The organism is Natranaerofaba carboxydovora, assembly GCF_022539405.1.
Classification (GTDB): domain Bacteria; phylum Bacillota; class Natranaerobiia; order Natranaerobiales; family Natranaerofabaceae; genus Natranaerofaba; species Natranaerofaba carboxydovora.
Map to the genome: position 1 here is coordinate 1,360,734 of NZ_CP054394.1, position 16,092 is coordinate 1,376,825.

Genomic DNA, 16,092 nt, shown 5'->3' on the forward strand with positions numbered 1-16,092 from the left:
ACCATTTAAGTAGAATTAATTAAATATGGAAAATAAATCAGAAACCATTAACCAATTAAAAAATAGATGTGACCAACTGGAACGCCAAAATGCTGATTTAAAAGAACAAAACGACTGGCTAAAGGAACAGTTTCGTCTTAAGCAAAAAAAGCAGTTTGGAAGTTCTAGTGAAGCCACCCCTCCAGATCAGCTGCAGTTCTTTAACGAAGCTGAAAAAGAATCTGATTCTAATTCTAAAGAACCCGAACTGGAGGAAATTACATACAAGCGCCGTAAAAGTAAAGGGCACCGTGAAGACCAGCTTGACGGTTTGCCTGAAGAGACTATCGAGCACCGCCTTTCCCCCGAGGAGCAGGTGTGTTCCTGCTGTGGTGACGAGCTTCATGAAATGAGTACAGAAGAGAGAAAAGAACTAAAGATCATTCCTGCTAAGGCAAGCGTAGTTAAACATGTACGCTATGTTTATGCTTGTCGCCGCTGTGATAAGGAAGGCACTGAGAACTCCATAATTACAGCTTCCATGCCTAACCCGGTTTTACCCGGCAGTGTAGCATCCTCTTCTGCCGTAGCTCATATCATGAACCAAAAATACGTAGATGCTCTGCCCCTTTATCGTCAGGAACAACAGTTATCTCGTTTGGGTATAAAACTGTCAAGACAGACTATGGCTAACTGGATGATAGAATGCTCAAATCGCTGGCTCACTCCTTTATACAATAGATTACATGAACTATTAGTTGAAAAAGACATTTTGCATGCTGATGAGAGCAATCTTCAGGTACTTCGTGAAGATGGTAGGTCTGCAAAGAATAAATCATTTCTTTGGCTTTACCGTACCGGACGAGAAGATGAACCAATAATACTTTATGACTACAGAACCACCAGGGCAAGTAAGCACCCCCGAAAGTTCTTGGCTGATTTTGAAGGATTCTTACAGGTTGATGGCTACTCAGGGTACAATGATTTATCTGATATCAGCCTTGTTGGGTGTTTAGCTCACGCTAGGCGTAAATTTGATGAAGCATTAAAAGCGCTCCCAAAAGACCAACAAAATGCTCAAGTAAGTGCTAAGAAAGGACTGGAGTTTTGCAACCAACTCTTTGCCATAGAACATGACCTTCGGGATAAAACGCCCGAAGAGCGTCACAAAATTCGGCACGAGCGTAGTTTGCCGGTATTAGAAGAGTTCTACGCATGGCTTAAAGAACAAAAACCTAAAGTTCTTCCTAAAAGTGCCTTTGGTAAGGCTATCAACTACTGTTTAAATCAGTGGCCTAAACTTGTGAAGTTTTTAGAAGATGGTCGCTTAGAGTTAGATAACAACAGAGCTGAGCGTTCCATCAAGCCTTTTGTAGTGGGTCGAAAAAACTGGTTGTTTGCCAATACTCCTAAGGGTGCTAAGGCCAGTGCTACAATTTACAGTATTGTAGAAACAGCCAAAGAAAACGGTTTGAAACCATTTGAATACCTCAAATTCCTGTTTGAAAACCTTCCTAATATTGATCTTCAAGACCAAGAAGCTATTGATGAGTTACTACCATGGTCTGATGCTATCCCTTCAGAGTGTAAAATCCAAAAGTAATCTTTATTTCAAGGTGGGCGCTATTTGACGCTCACAAAAAGACCATGGTAAGAGATTTACCCGAGCCCTGGGTATGCCAGATAACACCTGAACGTTCTTTGTTGTCTTTTCCCGTCCTGAGTCTGTGGATAGATTTATGAACAGCTCTATATTGCTGGTAACGACCGACTATTTTGATGGTTTTACCGGCTTCTTGCTTGTACACGGTAAAATGACGCATGATATCTAGTAGGGTTTCTGGTGGTAGCATGCCTTGTATTAGCTTTTCCTGAGAGCGTATTTCACCTATAGGTGGAGTGAAGTTTTGATACTCTGGAGGATAAATATCCTTCCACTCAAGATAATGTTCATAGGAAGAAGTGACTGTGCCAAAACTTGCTTCATCTCCGTAGGTTGCTATCATAAGCTGATTGAAGTGAAAGAGTCGTTCTTCTCCTTCTTTTTCTGAAACTCCCTCTACATCTTGTCTTTGATTGCTGTATCTAAGCAGCTGTCTAATTCCTTCTTCTAGAGGATTAGATTGATAGCTACTGGTGTATTTACATTCTATAACTACCAGGGGGATTCCGTTGACAAATAAGACAATGTCAGGGATGATATAATTTTTCTGAGTACCAGGGGTATCCACTCGGAATTGGTTAATAGCAAGGAAATGATTATTATCTATATTATCAAAATCAATAAGTTTAACCACAGGGTCTTCTTCTCCTGTGACATTATTAATATCGGCATTTGTATTTTCTGTTAGGATTTTAAAAACAGCTTCATTAGCTTCTACTAGTGATTTAAATGGATGATCGGACAATTCTGTTAAGATATCATCTGCCTGGGAATCTGTAAGCCATGTTGTACCATCTTGTAGTTTGTTGATTTTTTTAATTTGATCTTTGAAGACTTCTTTTAGTACAACTTCTTTGAAATTACTGCGTAGGCTAACAGATGGATCTTGTGGTATTTCTGTTTGAGGTTGTCTTATGACTTTCCAACCCAGTTGTTCTAGCTGGGTTAGAAAGGGGTTTTCAACATAATTATATTCACTCACGTAAATATCCCCCTTAGACCTTGACTCTTACTTTACCTGTGAGCAGGTCTTGCATGAGACCTTGTTTGAGTTTTTTGAGTTTATTTAAGTACTTAATCTCATTTTGAATTGTTTTATCTTCTAAATCTAGTACTTTTATAGAAAGTGATTGTTCTAAATTATTCTGAGGCATTGGAATTTTTAATCTACTGAATTTATCTTTATTAACAATAGGTACAGCCTGTAACCCTGCTTCAACATTAAGTTGTTTTTTTAAATAATATTGTATTAGATAATATAATAATTTATATATGGTTGTATCATGTGGAATAAGGGTATTTATTTGTTGATTGGTAGCACATGGTTCAGAAGTTATAGCTATTTTACCTATAGTTGAGCCAATACACGTTACACATATTGATTTTTCTGGGACAACTCGTGTCTGTTTAAGTCCTAAAGTAGTAAGTGTTTTATCAGTACTATTAACAAAAATAGTGTTCTCATTTATATCATAAGGAGAAATAAACAAATAATCACCTTTGTAATATTCAGGGTTATCAGTTGAAGGAGTATTTCCAGTGATAATCTCACCGTGTTCATTTAAAGAAGTTAATTTCCAATTCTTCGGAATCATCCCTAGTTCAGTTTCTTTATACAAATGAGGTGCTTCTTCATAACTTGGACGAAGATTTCCGTTTTCATCAATTCCTCTGGTAAATAGGTTCTGCATCATCCCTTCTTTAACTTTTTTGTACTTTTCTATAAATTGTTCTGTTTTTTCAATGATGTTGTCAACTGTGGTAAGAATTTCAGCGATTTTTTGTTGTTCAATTAATTTTGGAGTAAAGATTTTTAGATTTCCAACTAGTGTTGTATTTAAGTTAACTTGCGTACCTTGTTGCCCATATGATTTTAATTTTTCTTCTGAAAATTGTAGGGAATAATAAAGATAGTTCTTATCTACACCATTTAAATCATAAAATTTTACAAAGCCGTCATGAATACATGCAGGAATGTCAGCTATAACTGGCTTGCCAACAGTACCACATATTGACATAATAAGTTGACCTTTCTCTACTTTTACACTGTTCTTTTCACCTAATTTAGAAACATAATCTTCTGTTTTTCTTAAGTATTTGTTTGAACGTGTTACATCTATAATTCTTACCCAACCAACATTTCCCCCGAAATACTTAGGGTCAGAAATAGGTCTTGGAGATGCCCCCCTGCAAACATTACATAATTCTTGTAATTTCCTATTTTCTTTAGTCTTCATTTAATATACCCCAATTCCTTCATGAAATTTTCTAATTTATCTGCTTCAGCATCACGCTCACGTTCAATGTCTCTAATAGTAACTTTATATTTATCCCAAAGTTTCTCAATGTATGAAATTATCTCTAACAGGTGATTTTTAATGTAACGATTTAACTCAGCTTCTAAAACTACATAAAACTTCTTCATTATTAGTTTCTTTGCTTCATCATCCGTAATCTTTTCACGGGCTTTATCAGCCAATTCTTCTTTTTGTTTCTCAATTGATTTCAATTCTGCTCTTAAGTCTTTCATTTCATTTTCTAATTTTTGGTGTTCTTCTAATTTTGTATCTATAGAAGATATTTCACTTTGGTAATCATCTATTTTATTTTTGATTTTTTTAATTTTATTTTCTAATTCTTCTTTGCTGTAGTCAGTGTTTACAGTGCCTGCTTTTTTAACCTCTTTTAATGTATCTTCCAAAGGCTTTAATTCATTTTTCTTTAAAGTTTTTATCTCGTTATTTAAGTTTTTCTTTTTTTCTTTTAATTCATTTACTAGCACTTTAGGTAAGATTCCTGGGAGTTCTTCCTCTTCAATATCTTCTATTTCTTTAGTTTCAGCTTCGGCAAACATTCCCTCAAGTACTTGAAGTCTATCTTCGTTTTTCCTTTGCCTCTTAATCACTTCAGGAAATTGGCTATCTATTAATTCTTCATCAGGGATTAATGATGGTGTCCATCCTGAAGCCGCAATAGACTTTAGATCAGCTTTTAGCTGTTCCCAGAAGTTCACGAAGGCTCCTTCAACTTCATGTAAGCTAAGCATATTATATTCAGAAAAAGTATTTACAAACGAGTCCATAAAATCTTGTCTTATACAAAATACATCCTTGTTTTTAGGCAAAGCTTCCAGCCTATTTTGGTTTTCCTTCCACCAGTTATTAAGCTCATTTAAAATTTCTTCTTCTTTTTCTCTCACTCCATTATCATTTTCTATAAAAGTTTTTATTTCTTCTTTTTCCTTTAACTCAGAAGAAAACTCAAAGTAATCTCCATTTTTTTCTCCAAACAGCTTGTATATATCAAGACCATGAGCACTAAGCATATCTTTTTTTTCATCTACTTCTTTTTTTGGCACTCCACCAACAATATGAGCTCTTACATCATGAGGCTCTGGTTCAGGAGTGTTGTCTACATATCTTCTAATATTAAGGTTAAAATCATTTTCTTTTAATTCATCTATGGAAACAAGCTGTGAATACTTATTTATTTCTAGCTTTTGTTTATAAACGTGAGTTATTTTTTCTATATCTTCAGGTCTTAGGTGATTTTGATTTCTTCCTTCCTTGTATTCTCTGTCGGCATTTATAAAAAGAACTTTGTCTCTATCTCTAGTGCCGTTTTTGTTGATTACAAGGATACATGCAGGTATACCAGTGCCATAAAAAAGATTTTCAGGCAGGCCGATCACTGCTTCTAAAATACCATCTTTAATGATACCTTCACGGATATCTTTTTCTTTTCCACCTCTAAATAAAACCCCGTGGGGCATTATAGTGGCCATTTTCCCGTCTTCTTTAAGGGAAGCTATCATGTGCTGAACAAACATTAAATCGCCTTTTTTGCCAGATTCCGGGCAAAAACCATACTTGAACCTTTCTTTAAATTTCATACCCTGTTTGTTGTAGTTCTGTGAAAAAGGTGGATTTGTAACGATTCTATCAAAGCGTTTTAATTCACCGTCTTTTTCAAGATGTAAGGGGTCTTTAATAGAATCCCCGTTATAAATATCGGCTGACATAATATCGTGTAGAATCATGTTCATCTTACACATGGCCCAGGTGCTTCCTGCAAGTTCCTGACCATAAAAACCCATATCTCTGGTATCTCCACCTGATTCTTCTACATATTCTTTCGCCTGGATAAGCATACCACCACTACCAACACATGGGTCATAAACGGTCATACCCTGTTTGGGTTCCACTATATTTACAACTAAACGCACTACCTCTGGAGGTGTGAAAAACTCTCCGCCTTTTTTGCCGGCACTATCGGCAAAGTATTTGATTAAGTATTCATAAGCAGCACCCATTAAATCGGGAAACTCAAAGTCTTCATCTTTCATGGGTATGTTATCGAAATGCTGTATAAATTCTACTAATGTTGCATCATCTAAAGAGCTTTGTCCAACTCTTCTGTTAAAGTTTATACCCTTTAAAACATCTTCAAGGGTGTTAGGGTTATTATCCTCAAGAGTACCTAATGCCTTGTTGAGACTATCACCTACATCTTTTTTTAAGTGTCTGATGTTTTCCCAACGGGCTTCTTCTGGGACGAAGAAACTATAATGATGGGGGTTATTAAGCTGTTTTTGTATCAACTCTTCTTTTATTCCTTTTTCTTCATATTTCTTTCTAAGATCTTTTCTTTCTTCTTCAAATTTATCTGAAAGTCGTTTTAAGAAAATCATTCCAAAAACAAACTCTTTATATTCATTGGCTTCCATTCTGCCTCGGAGAATGTCACATGCTTGAAGTAATAGTGATTCAAGGCGTGATAAGGTAATTTTTTCGGTCATTATTTAATTTCGGCCTCCTTGTTACAATATTAATAATACAACAAAATCATTTTACATGTTTTCTAAATGTACTTCGCTTTTGATTAAATATTATCCTTGTCTATCCGTTAAATAAGGTTTTATAAGCAATCGTAACAATTAAGTGTATATGTTCCTCATAATTCATAAGTGAAAAAACTGTCCTTGCAATATATTTGCGTGGAATAGGATATTAGATAGATATATTTCAGGTAACCGGGTTTTCAAGCAAGATATACATTTTCATTGTGCCATCTTAAAAATTTTTCAGAGGGTTTTTCTTGTTGTTTTTCTGGTAAGGTTTTTAAATTTTTTCCATGATAAGCATAATAATTACGACCATTGCCATAGAGGTCTTTTAATTTTCTACTAACTTCGATCTTTAAGTCCTCATTCACCGTAATATATCCCCGATCAAACAAGGTGTGTAGATCACTTCTTAGGAGTAATCCGTTATTGGGTCTGTGGGGGCCATTTTTGGAATAAGGTTTAATATGAGAGGCTTCAAGGACAGGTAATGCTTTTTCGCCTGTAACAGCACAGCGACGCTTATATGCTTCAGTTACAATGACTCTAAATGCTCCCTGCCCTAGCCTTGGGGTGACAATTTGTTCTGTTCCATATCTATTATCTAAGTTATTTGTTTCATAGATATAATTTTCTTGGATATTTAGGTCCAATACTTCTTGTATCTTTTTATATAGTTTTTCTCCTATCACACTACTTGTATCGTATGTTTTACCTTGAACAATATTTGGACTCCAATCTTCAGGAACTTCAATCCAGTTATTTTCATTAAAGAAAAAAGGAGAAGCAAGAATTATACACCCTATTACCGGGTCCGGGTCAGCCTGTCTATTAGTTCTTCGATAACTTAGAATGCGTTCTAGCAAACTATAATAATCTGGCATTCCATTTTTATCACCAAAGGCTTCCCAAGCTAGTGAAACAGGTAGAAAAGAAAATCTAACAAAAAATCCTCCCCCTACAATATAATTATATGGGCTATGTAATTTAAACAAAAAAAGGTCACCTTCATTAAGGGCTTTAAAGCCCTGTTTTCCCCCGGGACGCCAAAAGTTAACCTCATTAGGTTGTTTTTTTGATAGGTAGTTAAACCAGTTGTAATCTGTTACTCCAACATAGAATTTGATTGGGGCCACCCCCATTTTCATGACTTATCCTTTACTTTATTATTTTCGACAATAATCAGACTATTACCTGCAAGTATTTTCCATACGTTTTAGGATTAATGCAATAAAATTTTGCTTACAACTTTATAATTACCTTTGCCTAATCTTTTGACCATATAATGCCTTCATATCATTGATCTCTTCTAGCATCTTTTCTCTCAACCACTTTGGCTCTAGTATTTCAGCTTTTCGGCCAAAAGATAGTACCCAGGAATACACGTCACGCCAGTTGGCTGCAGTTATTTGGTAGATAATTTCACCGTCTTTTTTAGTTTTCTTTTCTTTTGGGTTGAAGGTGGTTTCTTCAATAAGTGGAGCTACTTCTTCAGTGAATTTTACTGCTATTGTTGCAGGCTCCCCCCTCATCAAATCAAAGCTATCTGTTAAGAATTCTTCTAGTTCGAAGCCCTTTGGTATTTCATATTTATCCGGTAAGGTCTTTAATTGTTTTATTCTACTGCATTTAAACATCCTAATTTCATTATTATTATGACAGTATCCAACCATATACCAGGCCTTTTTTTTGAAAAACACCCCGTAAGGGTCCACCATTCTCCAATTAAGATCCTTTGAAGAATGTGAGCCATAATACATATTAACCCGGTTTTTTGATTCTATAATATCTTTTAATCGTTTGATATGTTCTCTACCATCATTAGTATTATTGTGAGGATGAATAAGCAGGTTTTTTTGAAGTTTTTTGTATTTGTCAATCATTTTTTCAGGCAGGTAGTCTTTTAATTTTTCATATATATTATCCGGGATCTCTTCGTCTATTTCATACCGGGATAAGAAGTTTGTTATTAGCAGTAAGAACATTACTTCATCAGGGTCGAATTTGACCTTTGGAAGTTCTACATCACTCATGAATCTTAATCCATTGTAGTTTTGTATGGGAAGACCTGCTTCTCCTAAGATGTCTATATCTCTTCTGATAGTTCTTTCTGATACCTCCAAATCTTCTGCAATATCTTTATACTTAAGCCCCGGTTCTTTTCTTATCTTTTCAATAACCGAAATTATTCTGACAAGCCTATCAAGCTTCATAAAGCACACCTCAAGATAAAAATATTAGTATTATTTTATAAATTCTGCCTAGGATGGTAATTTCCTTCTAAAATATTTTTAAATACATTATTTTAAATATATTAATAATAAAATTAAGAAAGCCCTAAATAAGGGCTCTCTAAAAAATATTATATTAACTGATACTAACTAGTATTAACTTGCAGTTCGTTTTTGGCCCCGATTATGGCCATAATACCACCTAATAGCGCAAGTACCATGAAGATTGCCACGAGAGTACCACCAAATATTGCTGTAAGGATAGATAATACGATTATTCCAATAGCAGGCTTGGTAGATGGCATTACAATCACTACTACTGAAATAACAATTAGAAGGAAAGATAAAAACAATCCCGCCCAGCCAAGCCCTGTGACAGTACCTGCCTCTTCAGCTCCAAAGGCACCGCCAACACCACCGATGAAAAGTGTTACAAATGCCATTCCCACAGCTATAATTGAAGCAATCAATGATATTATTCCGCCTGCAAGCCTCATGAGCAATTCCCCCTCTCTCTAATGTTGTCATCCAAGTTATTTATTAGCCTTCGATCTCGTCTGCATGAATCTCAAATATTGCCTGACCAAAGCCTAGAAAATCCGGCTCAAAAACAAGTTCGAACCTTTCGCTATCTGCTGGCACCTCAAAAGGCAGCTCACCGCGCATCTTCCTACCTGCACCAAGATCTCCATCTAACTGGCCTTCTATCTCACTAAATGCACCTGCTGCTACATCCGCTGATCTGTTCTCATCATCATAGACATTAAACATCATAAAAGCCATAGGTGTGGAAACCCCCGGCTTTAAGCCGTGGGAGGAAACACCTAATATTTTAAGATACCACTAATCCATTACAGAACATATAAGGCTATAATTTATTTACCGCCACAGATTTGTTGTTCTCCTTTAACATAACCCTTGTGCCTTTACAGTGTGTACCTTTAACTGTAAACACTTGATTTTTAAATTTAACTAAATCGTTTGGCTGATAAAAATACCTCTTTCTTATTATAGTCCTTTTGCCTTTAGCTGTCTTATGGCCACGATATTTACGCAGGTTTTCACCATCTAGGTTTTTATCTCTTTTTCTCCTGCCGCTAAACAACTTCTGGCCTTTTTTCTTTTTACCGTCTCTTATATCAGTGTATTTTGCATCATAGAATTTTTCTAAACTCCTGTTGTTTCTTCTGTACTGGTTAATTATATAAGGCTCTAACCTTTTTTGTTCCTTACCACCTGCTATGACAAAGGCATCATTTACATGGGATTTAGTTAAACCCAGTGCTATCCTTTTGCTTTTAAGCAGTCTTCTTACCTTGCCGTATCTTTCTGTCGGCATGAGCGGTTTACCATCTTTTGAGATAACATACACCATAGTTCAAAAACTCCTTTACAGAGTAAGTCAGGTTTTAAAACAAAACCTGTTGGCTCACATCCCCAATGTTATCCCACGGTTTAAGATTGACAGCAGCACTTTTCCTAACCCTGCAGAAATGTTTAACCACTGCCCGTAGAGGTCGGGGACTTGTGAAGCATCTCCGACATACCTATTGTTTAATTCGTGGGTAACGTAGCACTCGAAGTGCTTAGGGTAATCAACAAGGCTTATAGATTTTCTACAAGCCTGTGGCTTTTAGCCACGGGTAGTTGACCCATGATGGCAGGTCAAATTGTGAAAGATAATCTCTTAGGACAAAAACCACACTGTCTATACCTAAGAATTGAAACCAGGAGAACATTAACAAAGTATCCGGGCGAAAGCCTATGTATATTAGACCTCCAATGATTAAGGGAAATACTGTTAATGTAGTTATAAATAACATATAAAACATCTTCATCACCTAAAAAAATTATAACTAACAGCTTTGACCACTGTTTGTCATAATTTTTTGACATTTAACAATTAATTTTTTTAAAAGAGTCGCCACGCACTCTCGGTGACTTTAGTCATGAGAGGTTCACTTAGTTTGTTTAATCTGGTTTTTGAAAAGAAATGAAATATATTCGATTATTCCATAGTTTGCGTTCAGTTACATTTTCCATATGATCAGGTATCATATCCACTGGCGCTGTGTATATATCAGGATTTTTATCAGGATCAGGCACTTCAAAAAGTCTATCTAAAAATGACGGTTGTTTTTTAACCACATCTTCTGTTTCATCTCCAATATAGAGCTTAGCTCCAGGTTTGGCTACCCGGATCATTTCTAGAATAGCCTTCTTTCTATTATCAAAAAAGTTTATCCCTCCAAAATGATAAACTACATCAAAAGATGCGTCATTTCGGCATTTCCTTGCACAAGATCTATATTAGATAATAGTTTAGTTTTACTTTGACACTTTTTTAGCATTCCATAAGAAATATCCAATCCTACAAATTGACCAACTTTTCCATGATCTAATAAGTTTTTAACCTGGTTTCCTGTACCCACGGAAGTTTCTAATACTAGATCGTTTTCTTCGATTTCAATAATATGAGCTATTTCCTTGGCAACTTCATAGGCGCTACCATAAACCTTGGCATACAATAAGGTAAGTGTATCGTAGAAATAACTAACCCAATCATACATCTTTTGGTACTTTTTATTTTGACCTATAACTTGGCCATCTTTAAGCATAATAGGTATTCCATCTTTAATGGTGAACTCTTCCCCTGTTTCAGTATCTATTAACTTCTGTCCTTCTTTATTGACTTCATTGCCAGTGTCTGGATTTATTAGGATTGAAATAGTTGTTTCCCTCATAATAATTTTCCCCCTTTTAAAAAGTACTTGCTAATATACCTCTTTTGTTATATAATCATCACAAGATGTTAATTATTTTTAACATTTAGTTATCTATAAATCACATAGGAGGTAATAAAAATGAAAAAGAATAAACTTAAGTACATGGGATTATTAGGTCTATTTGGTTTAATTGGGCTGTTCACGGGTAACTACGGTTTCTTTGGCTTTTTTGGGTTTTTCGGATTTTTCGGGATTTCTTCTCAAACAAATGATGAACTCCTAAAAAAGAACCTTGCAAGAGCTGGATTTAATGCCTTCATTGTAAGCAATATAGCCTTAGTACTATCTATTGTTGGAATCACCTTAACAGAAACTATTGAATTTGCCGCTGTAATGATTGCTGCTATATTCGTAATTCAGTTATTTGTATTTATCATTTCATTTAACTACTATGAAAAACGTGGTGATGTATAATGGAAAAAATCACATTTAAATCCAGAATTAAAGAACTCCGTGCCCGATATGATCTGACCCAGGAAGAGCTCGCTAATAAAGTTGATGTGAGACGAGAAACCATCGGGCATATAGAAAATAATAAATACAATTTATCATTGATTTTAGCATATAAAATATCTAGGGCATTAAACAGTACAATTGAAGAGGTATTTATATTTGATGAACAATAATTCTTTGCTGACCAAAGTGGAGCAAAACGCCGCTGCAATAAAGGGAGTGCTAGACCACGCCAGCCAAACTCTTCTACAGGTCCTAAGAGAAGCATATTTAACAATGCAGGTAAAACAAAATACCATGGTTCGTATTGGAAAGGATCAAAATTCCTCCAATAAAGAGATGTTAATCTTTAAGAGGATGAGGAAAACTCATAATACATATGATAAGCCGTGATTAAGTCTAGATTTCTTTCTTGAAAAATATTATATCCTAAGCCTTCATATAAGGTTTTATTCTTCTCATCACTAGTAAATAAATAGATTCCAGAAATTCGGTCTTTTTTAGATGCCTCTTCATGAATTTTTTTAATAAGAAGTTTACCGATTCCTTTACCCTGGTGGTGAGGATGTACAGCAAGTGCTTCAAGAGTTGCATGAGGGCTTTCTATACATGTTGGTTTCTCGCTAGCTCGTTTTAGTGTATTTAAGTTTCGATAGTTAATTCTAAAAAGAAAAGGAGTCAATTTTATTAACGGCAAAATACATTTCAAAATGTCCTTAAATGGCAGTTTTTTTTGATCATATTCTTTCAAAACCCCAACACCTACTACTTGGTCGTCTACTATCGTTACCCACATGGGTTGTCCTAACTTATTATAGATAGAAATTTTTAATTCCATGGCCTTTGTGAAAAGATATTTACTTTGTTTGTTTCTTAAATTAAACATTCTTTTAGTAAAACCTTCGTTCAAAAAAGCCTCACCAATTACACTAGCAGCTTGAGGAATTTTTTTGGCTGGCAAACTGATAACTTCCATATGTATTACCCCCTCTAGATTAATGGTAATTGTTTTCATTTCTTTTATTGCTTTTTGCCTACCTTCTCTACTTTAATAAACTGAACCCCAAGCCCTAAATCCCTTAACTTAAGAATCAAACCATATACAGCAGGTAGATCGGATAACTCACCTGATAAAAGAGTACTTCCATCTTGTTTCAGATCAAAGGTTAAATCGCCAAAGTAATCATATAATCTTTGGTCAGGATGACCTAAAAACTTCACCAAAACACTCCAATAGTGCTCACCACCGATCTTATTATCGATATTATCGGTCAGCTTGCTGTCCTTTTCATCTCTCATTTGACTCTCCCTCCATCCCTTTGTTCTAAGTCAAAGCATCTGTTAATTCATTAATCAACAATAGCCGGAGGCATTATCTATTACCCCTAGCTACAATAGTCACATCTAAACCCGCTTCCTTCATTTTGGCAGCATATAGACTACCTAGTACACCCGCTCCAAAAAATAGTACTTTCATTTTTTTGTTCATAATTGGCCACTCCCTTGTCTTGTTATTTAAGCTTATCATACCCTAGATTTCTGTTATTTGTACCTGACAAAGGTTTGTTTTTTGTTACAATAATCAAAATAACTGAAACAAAAAAAGTACTTAAAGTCATATAAGAATAAGAACTCATCAGCTCTAATGGCACCCATCCTGAAGGTGCATTAACAGCACCATGTAATAACATCGCTATAAAGATACTGCCTCCTGTACTATTGAAAAACCACGTAAAAATAATCGAAAGAAAAATTGTATTTAGAAGATACCACCCAAAAGGGAAATTGGCTTGATATGTAGCTGAAGCATAGAAAAGGGGAATGTGCCAAAAAGCCCACATCACACCCAAGATAACACTGCTTGTAAAGGGGCTGTATTTTGACTGTAAACGCGGCAAAGCAAACCCTCGCCACCCTACTTCTTCTTGTCCTCCTCCAAATAAAGTGGCAAAAATAAGAGCTATGGGGTAGAAAAATATACTCGGGGTAACAAAGTCCTCTACTGTGCCACCCCGAAACAAGTACATCTGATAGGCAAAGTAATAGATTATTATAGGTAGGATAAGGGCAAAAAAATACCAACCTAGAGCAACTTTTAGCCTAAAAATCCCTTTGATAAATTGCTTGGCTTGGGACTTCCCTTCATTATTAAATACAACGAGTACCGCTGCAATTAATGGGCCAAACCCACCTAGTAACCAGAAAATACTTGTACTTGAAAAGATAAAGGGCAACCAAAAAGTCCAAGAAATCAAGTAGGCTAATACAAAAAAGCTCACTATTGGATAGTGTTTTACTAATTTCATAGATTCACCACCATATATTTGATAATAATTTTTGCCCTAACTTAGGTTGGTTTTTCTCAAGATTAGTTCATTTTTATTATACTAACAATGGCAGATATTCGCTCAGGATAATTGATAGCTGCAAGCTGGCTCACGTAACTACCCAAGGATTGTTCAACTACAACTGCTTTTTAGCTTTTTAACAAGTAACAGCCTCATCTTTGGAAGTTGCAACCAAGGATTAAAAATGTAACATCATCGGCTATCTCATTTTCACCAATGAATAGTTTAAAGTCATTTATAATTAGTTCTCTAAGTTCTTTTGTAGGAGTATTCAGATTATTTTTCATAAGCTGACGAAAGCGATTTTCATATTTTTCATCATTATTATAAGCCTCGATTAACCCATCTGTGGTGATCAATAACTGATCCCCAGGTTCTAATTCTAGCTTTTTTTCATCTGAGTTTAATAGCTCTACCGGGATTACACCAGAGATGGGAAGTCCGCCCAGAGGGAACTCAAGCAACTCATTTTTTTTATTTAGCATTATGCTAGTGTGAAATCCTGAGGAGCTATAAGTTAAAGTATTACTAGCGGGGTCAAAAACTCCTAAAAATAAGCAGGCGAAGTAATCATTTGGATACCCCATTTTTTGAAATTGGTCACATACAAATTCCAAACCTTCTTTCACATTTGGCTCCTTATCACCCAGTGCTGCTACCCAGTTCATAATACAACTTTTTATGAAAGTGGCTATCATTGCACCGTCTAAACCGTGACCACTAACATCTACTAAAACAATTAGCAGTTTATCTTTATGCTTTATTAAGTCATACAGATCACCACCAAGACTCATTGCCGCCTTATAATATGCTTCTATCACAGTTCCGGGCATACTAGGTATTTTTGTAGGAAGTAGCCGATTGTGAATTACTTCGGCTTTTGACATTTCTTCAACAAGTCTGTTATTAAGCCTTTCTAGTTCCTCTGCAGCTCTCTTTCTCTCTGTTACGTCACGCTGTATCCCAAAATGCCCCACTATTCTACCCTCATCATCATATATACAAAGGTACTCTCCTTCTATGTACATGGGTTCTCCTGATAATCTTTGTTCTTTTGTTTCTATGTACAAAACTCCCCTGTCAAAGAATTCCCTCCAAACAGCTTTGCCATGATCTATGTCATGGGCAAAAAGCTTACGTACTGTTAGCCCGAGAAACTGTTCTTCCGTCGTCCCGTATTGATTTAGCATAGACTGGTTAACTTTCGTAATCCTCTGATGATCTAAAACATATTCTAGGGTAGAATCTTTGTCCACTGTATCATCCCAAGTAATGGGTTTATCTATCATCATATAAAAAAATCCGTCAGATGAATTATCAAATAACATCTCTAAATCTTTTTCTCTTGAAGCAAGTTCAGTTTGGATCTGTTTTTGTCTTGTTATATCTATATTAGTGCCTCTTTGTCCTAAGTAGCTTCCTTCATCATCAAAAATAGGAAAACAAAAGTGACTTATCCAGCGAATATCTCCATCATTGTGAACAATACGAAACTCTAGTTCATGATTGTCTCTTTCTCCATATAACACCTCTTCTATATGACTTTTGAATCGTTCTTGATCTTCAGGGTGTAGTATATCAAAAAGCAGGTTGGGATTATTAATAAACTCTTCAGCAGAAATCCCTGTTATTCTTTCGCAAGAAGGCGAAATATATTCTAGCTTGCTATCCTTATTAACAAAAAACTCTATACAATAACTTTGATCTAACATAACTCTGTATGAAATACTGGTATCAAAATTTTCAAACTTTTTTAGCATAACTAACACACCCCTTGTCATCTTGTACA

18 protein-coding genes and 2 pseudogenes are annotated in these 16,092 nt (G+C 35.5%); 3 read left to right on the plus strand and 17 right to left on the minus strand.

Annotated features, from left to right (window positions below; all coding sequences use genetic code 11):
• Window positions 1-25: 25 nt before the first annotated feature.
• Entirely contained in the window at window positions 26-1,582 is a 1,557-nt protein-coding gene (gene tnpC / locus ACONDI_RS06525; RefSeq protein ID WP_241078390.1) for an IS66 family transposase, read from the plus strand.
• 31 nt (window positions 1,583-1,613) lie between these two features.
• Here the strand turns inward: tnpC and ACONDI_RS06530 are convergent, their stop codons facing one another.
• The 11 genes and pseudogenes from ACONDI_RS06530 to ACONDI_RS06580 form a co-directional block, all read right to left on the minus strand.
• On the minus strand, window positions 1,614-2,624 hold the full coding sequence (locus tag ACONDI_RS06530; RefSeq protein ID WP_241080658.1) for a type I restriction endonuclease: 1,011 nt from the start codon (window positions 2,622-2,624) through the stop codon (window positions 1,614-1,616).
• Window positions 2,625-2,637: 13 nt separating this feature from the next.
• Entirely contained in the window at window positions 2,638-3,879 is a 1,242-nt protein-coding gene (locus ACONDI_RS06535; RefSeq protein ID WP_241080659.1) for a restriction endonuclease subunit S, read from the minus strand.
• A complete protein-coding gene (locus tag ACONDI_RS06540; RefSeq protein WP_241080660.1) occupies window positions 3,876-6,440 on the minus strand; it encodes a type I restriction-modification system subunit M in 2,565 nt (854 codons plus the stop codon). Before ACONDI_RS06540 ends, ACONDI_RS06535 begins: the two co-directional genes overlap by 4 nt.
• 242 nt (window positions 6,441-6,682) lie before the next feature.
• Window positions 6,683-7,627, minus strand: coding sequence for an HNH endonuclease (locus ACONDI_RS06545; RefSeq protein ID WP_241080661.1), 945 nt, complete (start codon window positions 7,625-7,627; stop codon window positions 6,683-6,685).
• A gap of 114 nt (window positions 7,628-7,741) precedes the next feature.
• Complete coding sequence (locus tag ACONDI_RS06550) at window positions 7,742-8,698, minus strand: helix-turn-helix transcriptional regulator (RefSeq protein WP_241080662.1); 957 nt, start codon at window positions 8,696-8,698, stop codon at window positions 7,742-7,744.
• A gap of 164 nt (window positions 8,699-8,862) precedes the next feature.
• On the minus strand, window positions 8,863-9,213 hold the full coding sequence (locus ACONDI_RS06555) for a hypothetical protein (RefSeq protein ID WP_241080663.1): 351 nt from the start codon (window positions 9,211-9,213) through the stop codon (window positions 8,863-8,865).
• 43 nt (window positions 9,214-9,256) lie between these two features.
• The gene (locus tag ACONDI_RS06560; protein WP_241080664.1) at window positions 9,257-9,499 is read right to left on the minus strand and encodes a DUF4352 domain-containing protein; all 243 of its coding nucleotides are present in this window, start codon (window positions 9,497-9,499) and stop codon (window positions 9,257-9,259) included.
• Between the two features lie 85 nt (window positions 9,500-9,584).
• Complete coding sequence (locus ACONDI_RS06565; RefSeq protein WP_241080665.1) at window positions 9,585-10,091, minus strand: RRXRR domain-containing protein; 507 nt, start codon at window positions 10,089-10,091, stop codon at window positions 9,585-9,587.
• A 241-nt stretch (window positions 10,092-10,332) separates the two neighbouring features.
• Complete coding sequence (locus ACONDI_RS06570; protein WP_241080666.1) at window positions 10,333-10,548, minus strand: hypothetical protein; 216 nt, start codon at window positions 10,546-10,548, stop codon at window positions 10,333-10,335.
• A gap of 139 nt (window positions 10,549-10,687) precedes the next feature.
• A complete protein-coding gene (locus ACONDI_RS06575) occupies window positions 10,688-10,921 on the minus strand; it encodes a hypothetical protein (protein WP_241080667.1) in 234 nt (77 codons plus the stop codon).
• Window positions 10,922-10,942: 21 nt separating this feature from the next.
• A pseudogene (locus ACONDI_RS06580) lies at window positions 10,943-11,460 on the minus strand (methyltransferase domain-containing protein); the annotation flags it as partial.
• Between the two features lie 120 nt (window positions 11,461-11,580).
• Here ACONDI_RS06580 and ACONDI_RS06585 point away from each other — a divergent pair.
• Entirely contained in the window at window positions 11,581-11,916 is a 336-nt protein-coding gene (locus ACONDI_RS06585) for a DUF3796 domain-containing protein (RefSeq protein WP_241080669.1), read from the plus strand.
• Window positions 11,916-12,128, plus strand: a complete 213-nt coding sequence (locus ACONDI_RS06590; RefSeq protein ID WP_241080670.1) for a helix-turn-helix transcriptional regulator — start codon at window positions 11,916-11,918, stop codon at window positions 12,126-12,128. Before ACONDI_RS06585 ends, ACONDI_RS06590 begins: the two co-directional genes overlap by 1 nt.
• A gap of 8 nt (window positions 12,129-12,136) precedes the next feature.
• Here ACONDI_RS06590 and ACONDI_RS15815 read toward each other — a convergent pair.
• From ACONDI_RS15815 to ACONDI_RS06615, 6 genes and pseudogenes are all read right to left on the minus strand, one after another.
• Window positions 12,137-12,223 (minus strand): annotated as a pseudogene (locus ACONDI_RS15815) (CPBP family intramembrane glutamate endopeptidase); the annotation flags it as partial.
• 81 nt (window positions 12,224-12,304) lie between these two features.
• Window positions 12,305-12,931, minus strand: a complete 627-nt coding sequence (locus ACONDI_RS06595; protein ID WP_241080671.1) for a GNAT family N-acetyltransferase — start codon at window positions 12,929-12,931, stop codon at window positions 12,305-12,307.
• A 44-nt stretch (window positions 12,932-12,975) separates the two neighbouring features.
• Entirely contained in the window at window positions 12,976-13,254 is a 279-nt protein-coding gene (locus tag ACONDI_RS06600) for a hypothetical protein (RefSeq protein ID WP_241080672.1), read from the minus strand.
• A 73-nt stretch (window positions 13,255-13,327) separates the two neighbouring features.
• Window positions 13,328-13,444 (minus strand): ketopantoate reductase family protein, encoded by a 117-nt coding sequence (locus ACONDI_RS06605; RefSeq protein ID WP_241080673.1) that lies wholly within the window; start codon window positions 13,442-13,444, stop codon window positions 13,328-13,330.
• 22 nt (window positions 13,445-13,466) lie between these two features.
• A complete protein-coding gene (locus tag ACONDI_RS06610; protein ID WP_241080674.1) occupies window positions 13,467-14,261 on the minus strand; it encodes a CPBP family intramembrane glutamic endopeptidase in 795 nt (264 codons plus the stop codon).
• Between the two features lie 194 nt (window positions 14,262-14,455).
• Entirely contained in the window at window positions 14,456-16,063 is a 1,608-nt protein-coding gene (locus ACONDI_RS06615; protein WP_241080675.1) for a SpoIIE family protein phosphatase, read from the minus strand.
• Window positions 16,064-16,092 lie beyond the last annotated feature (29 nt).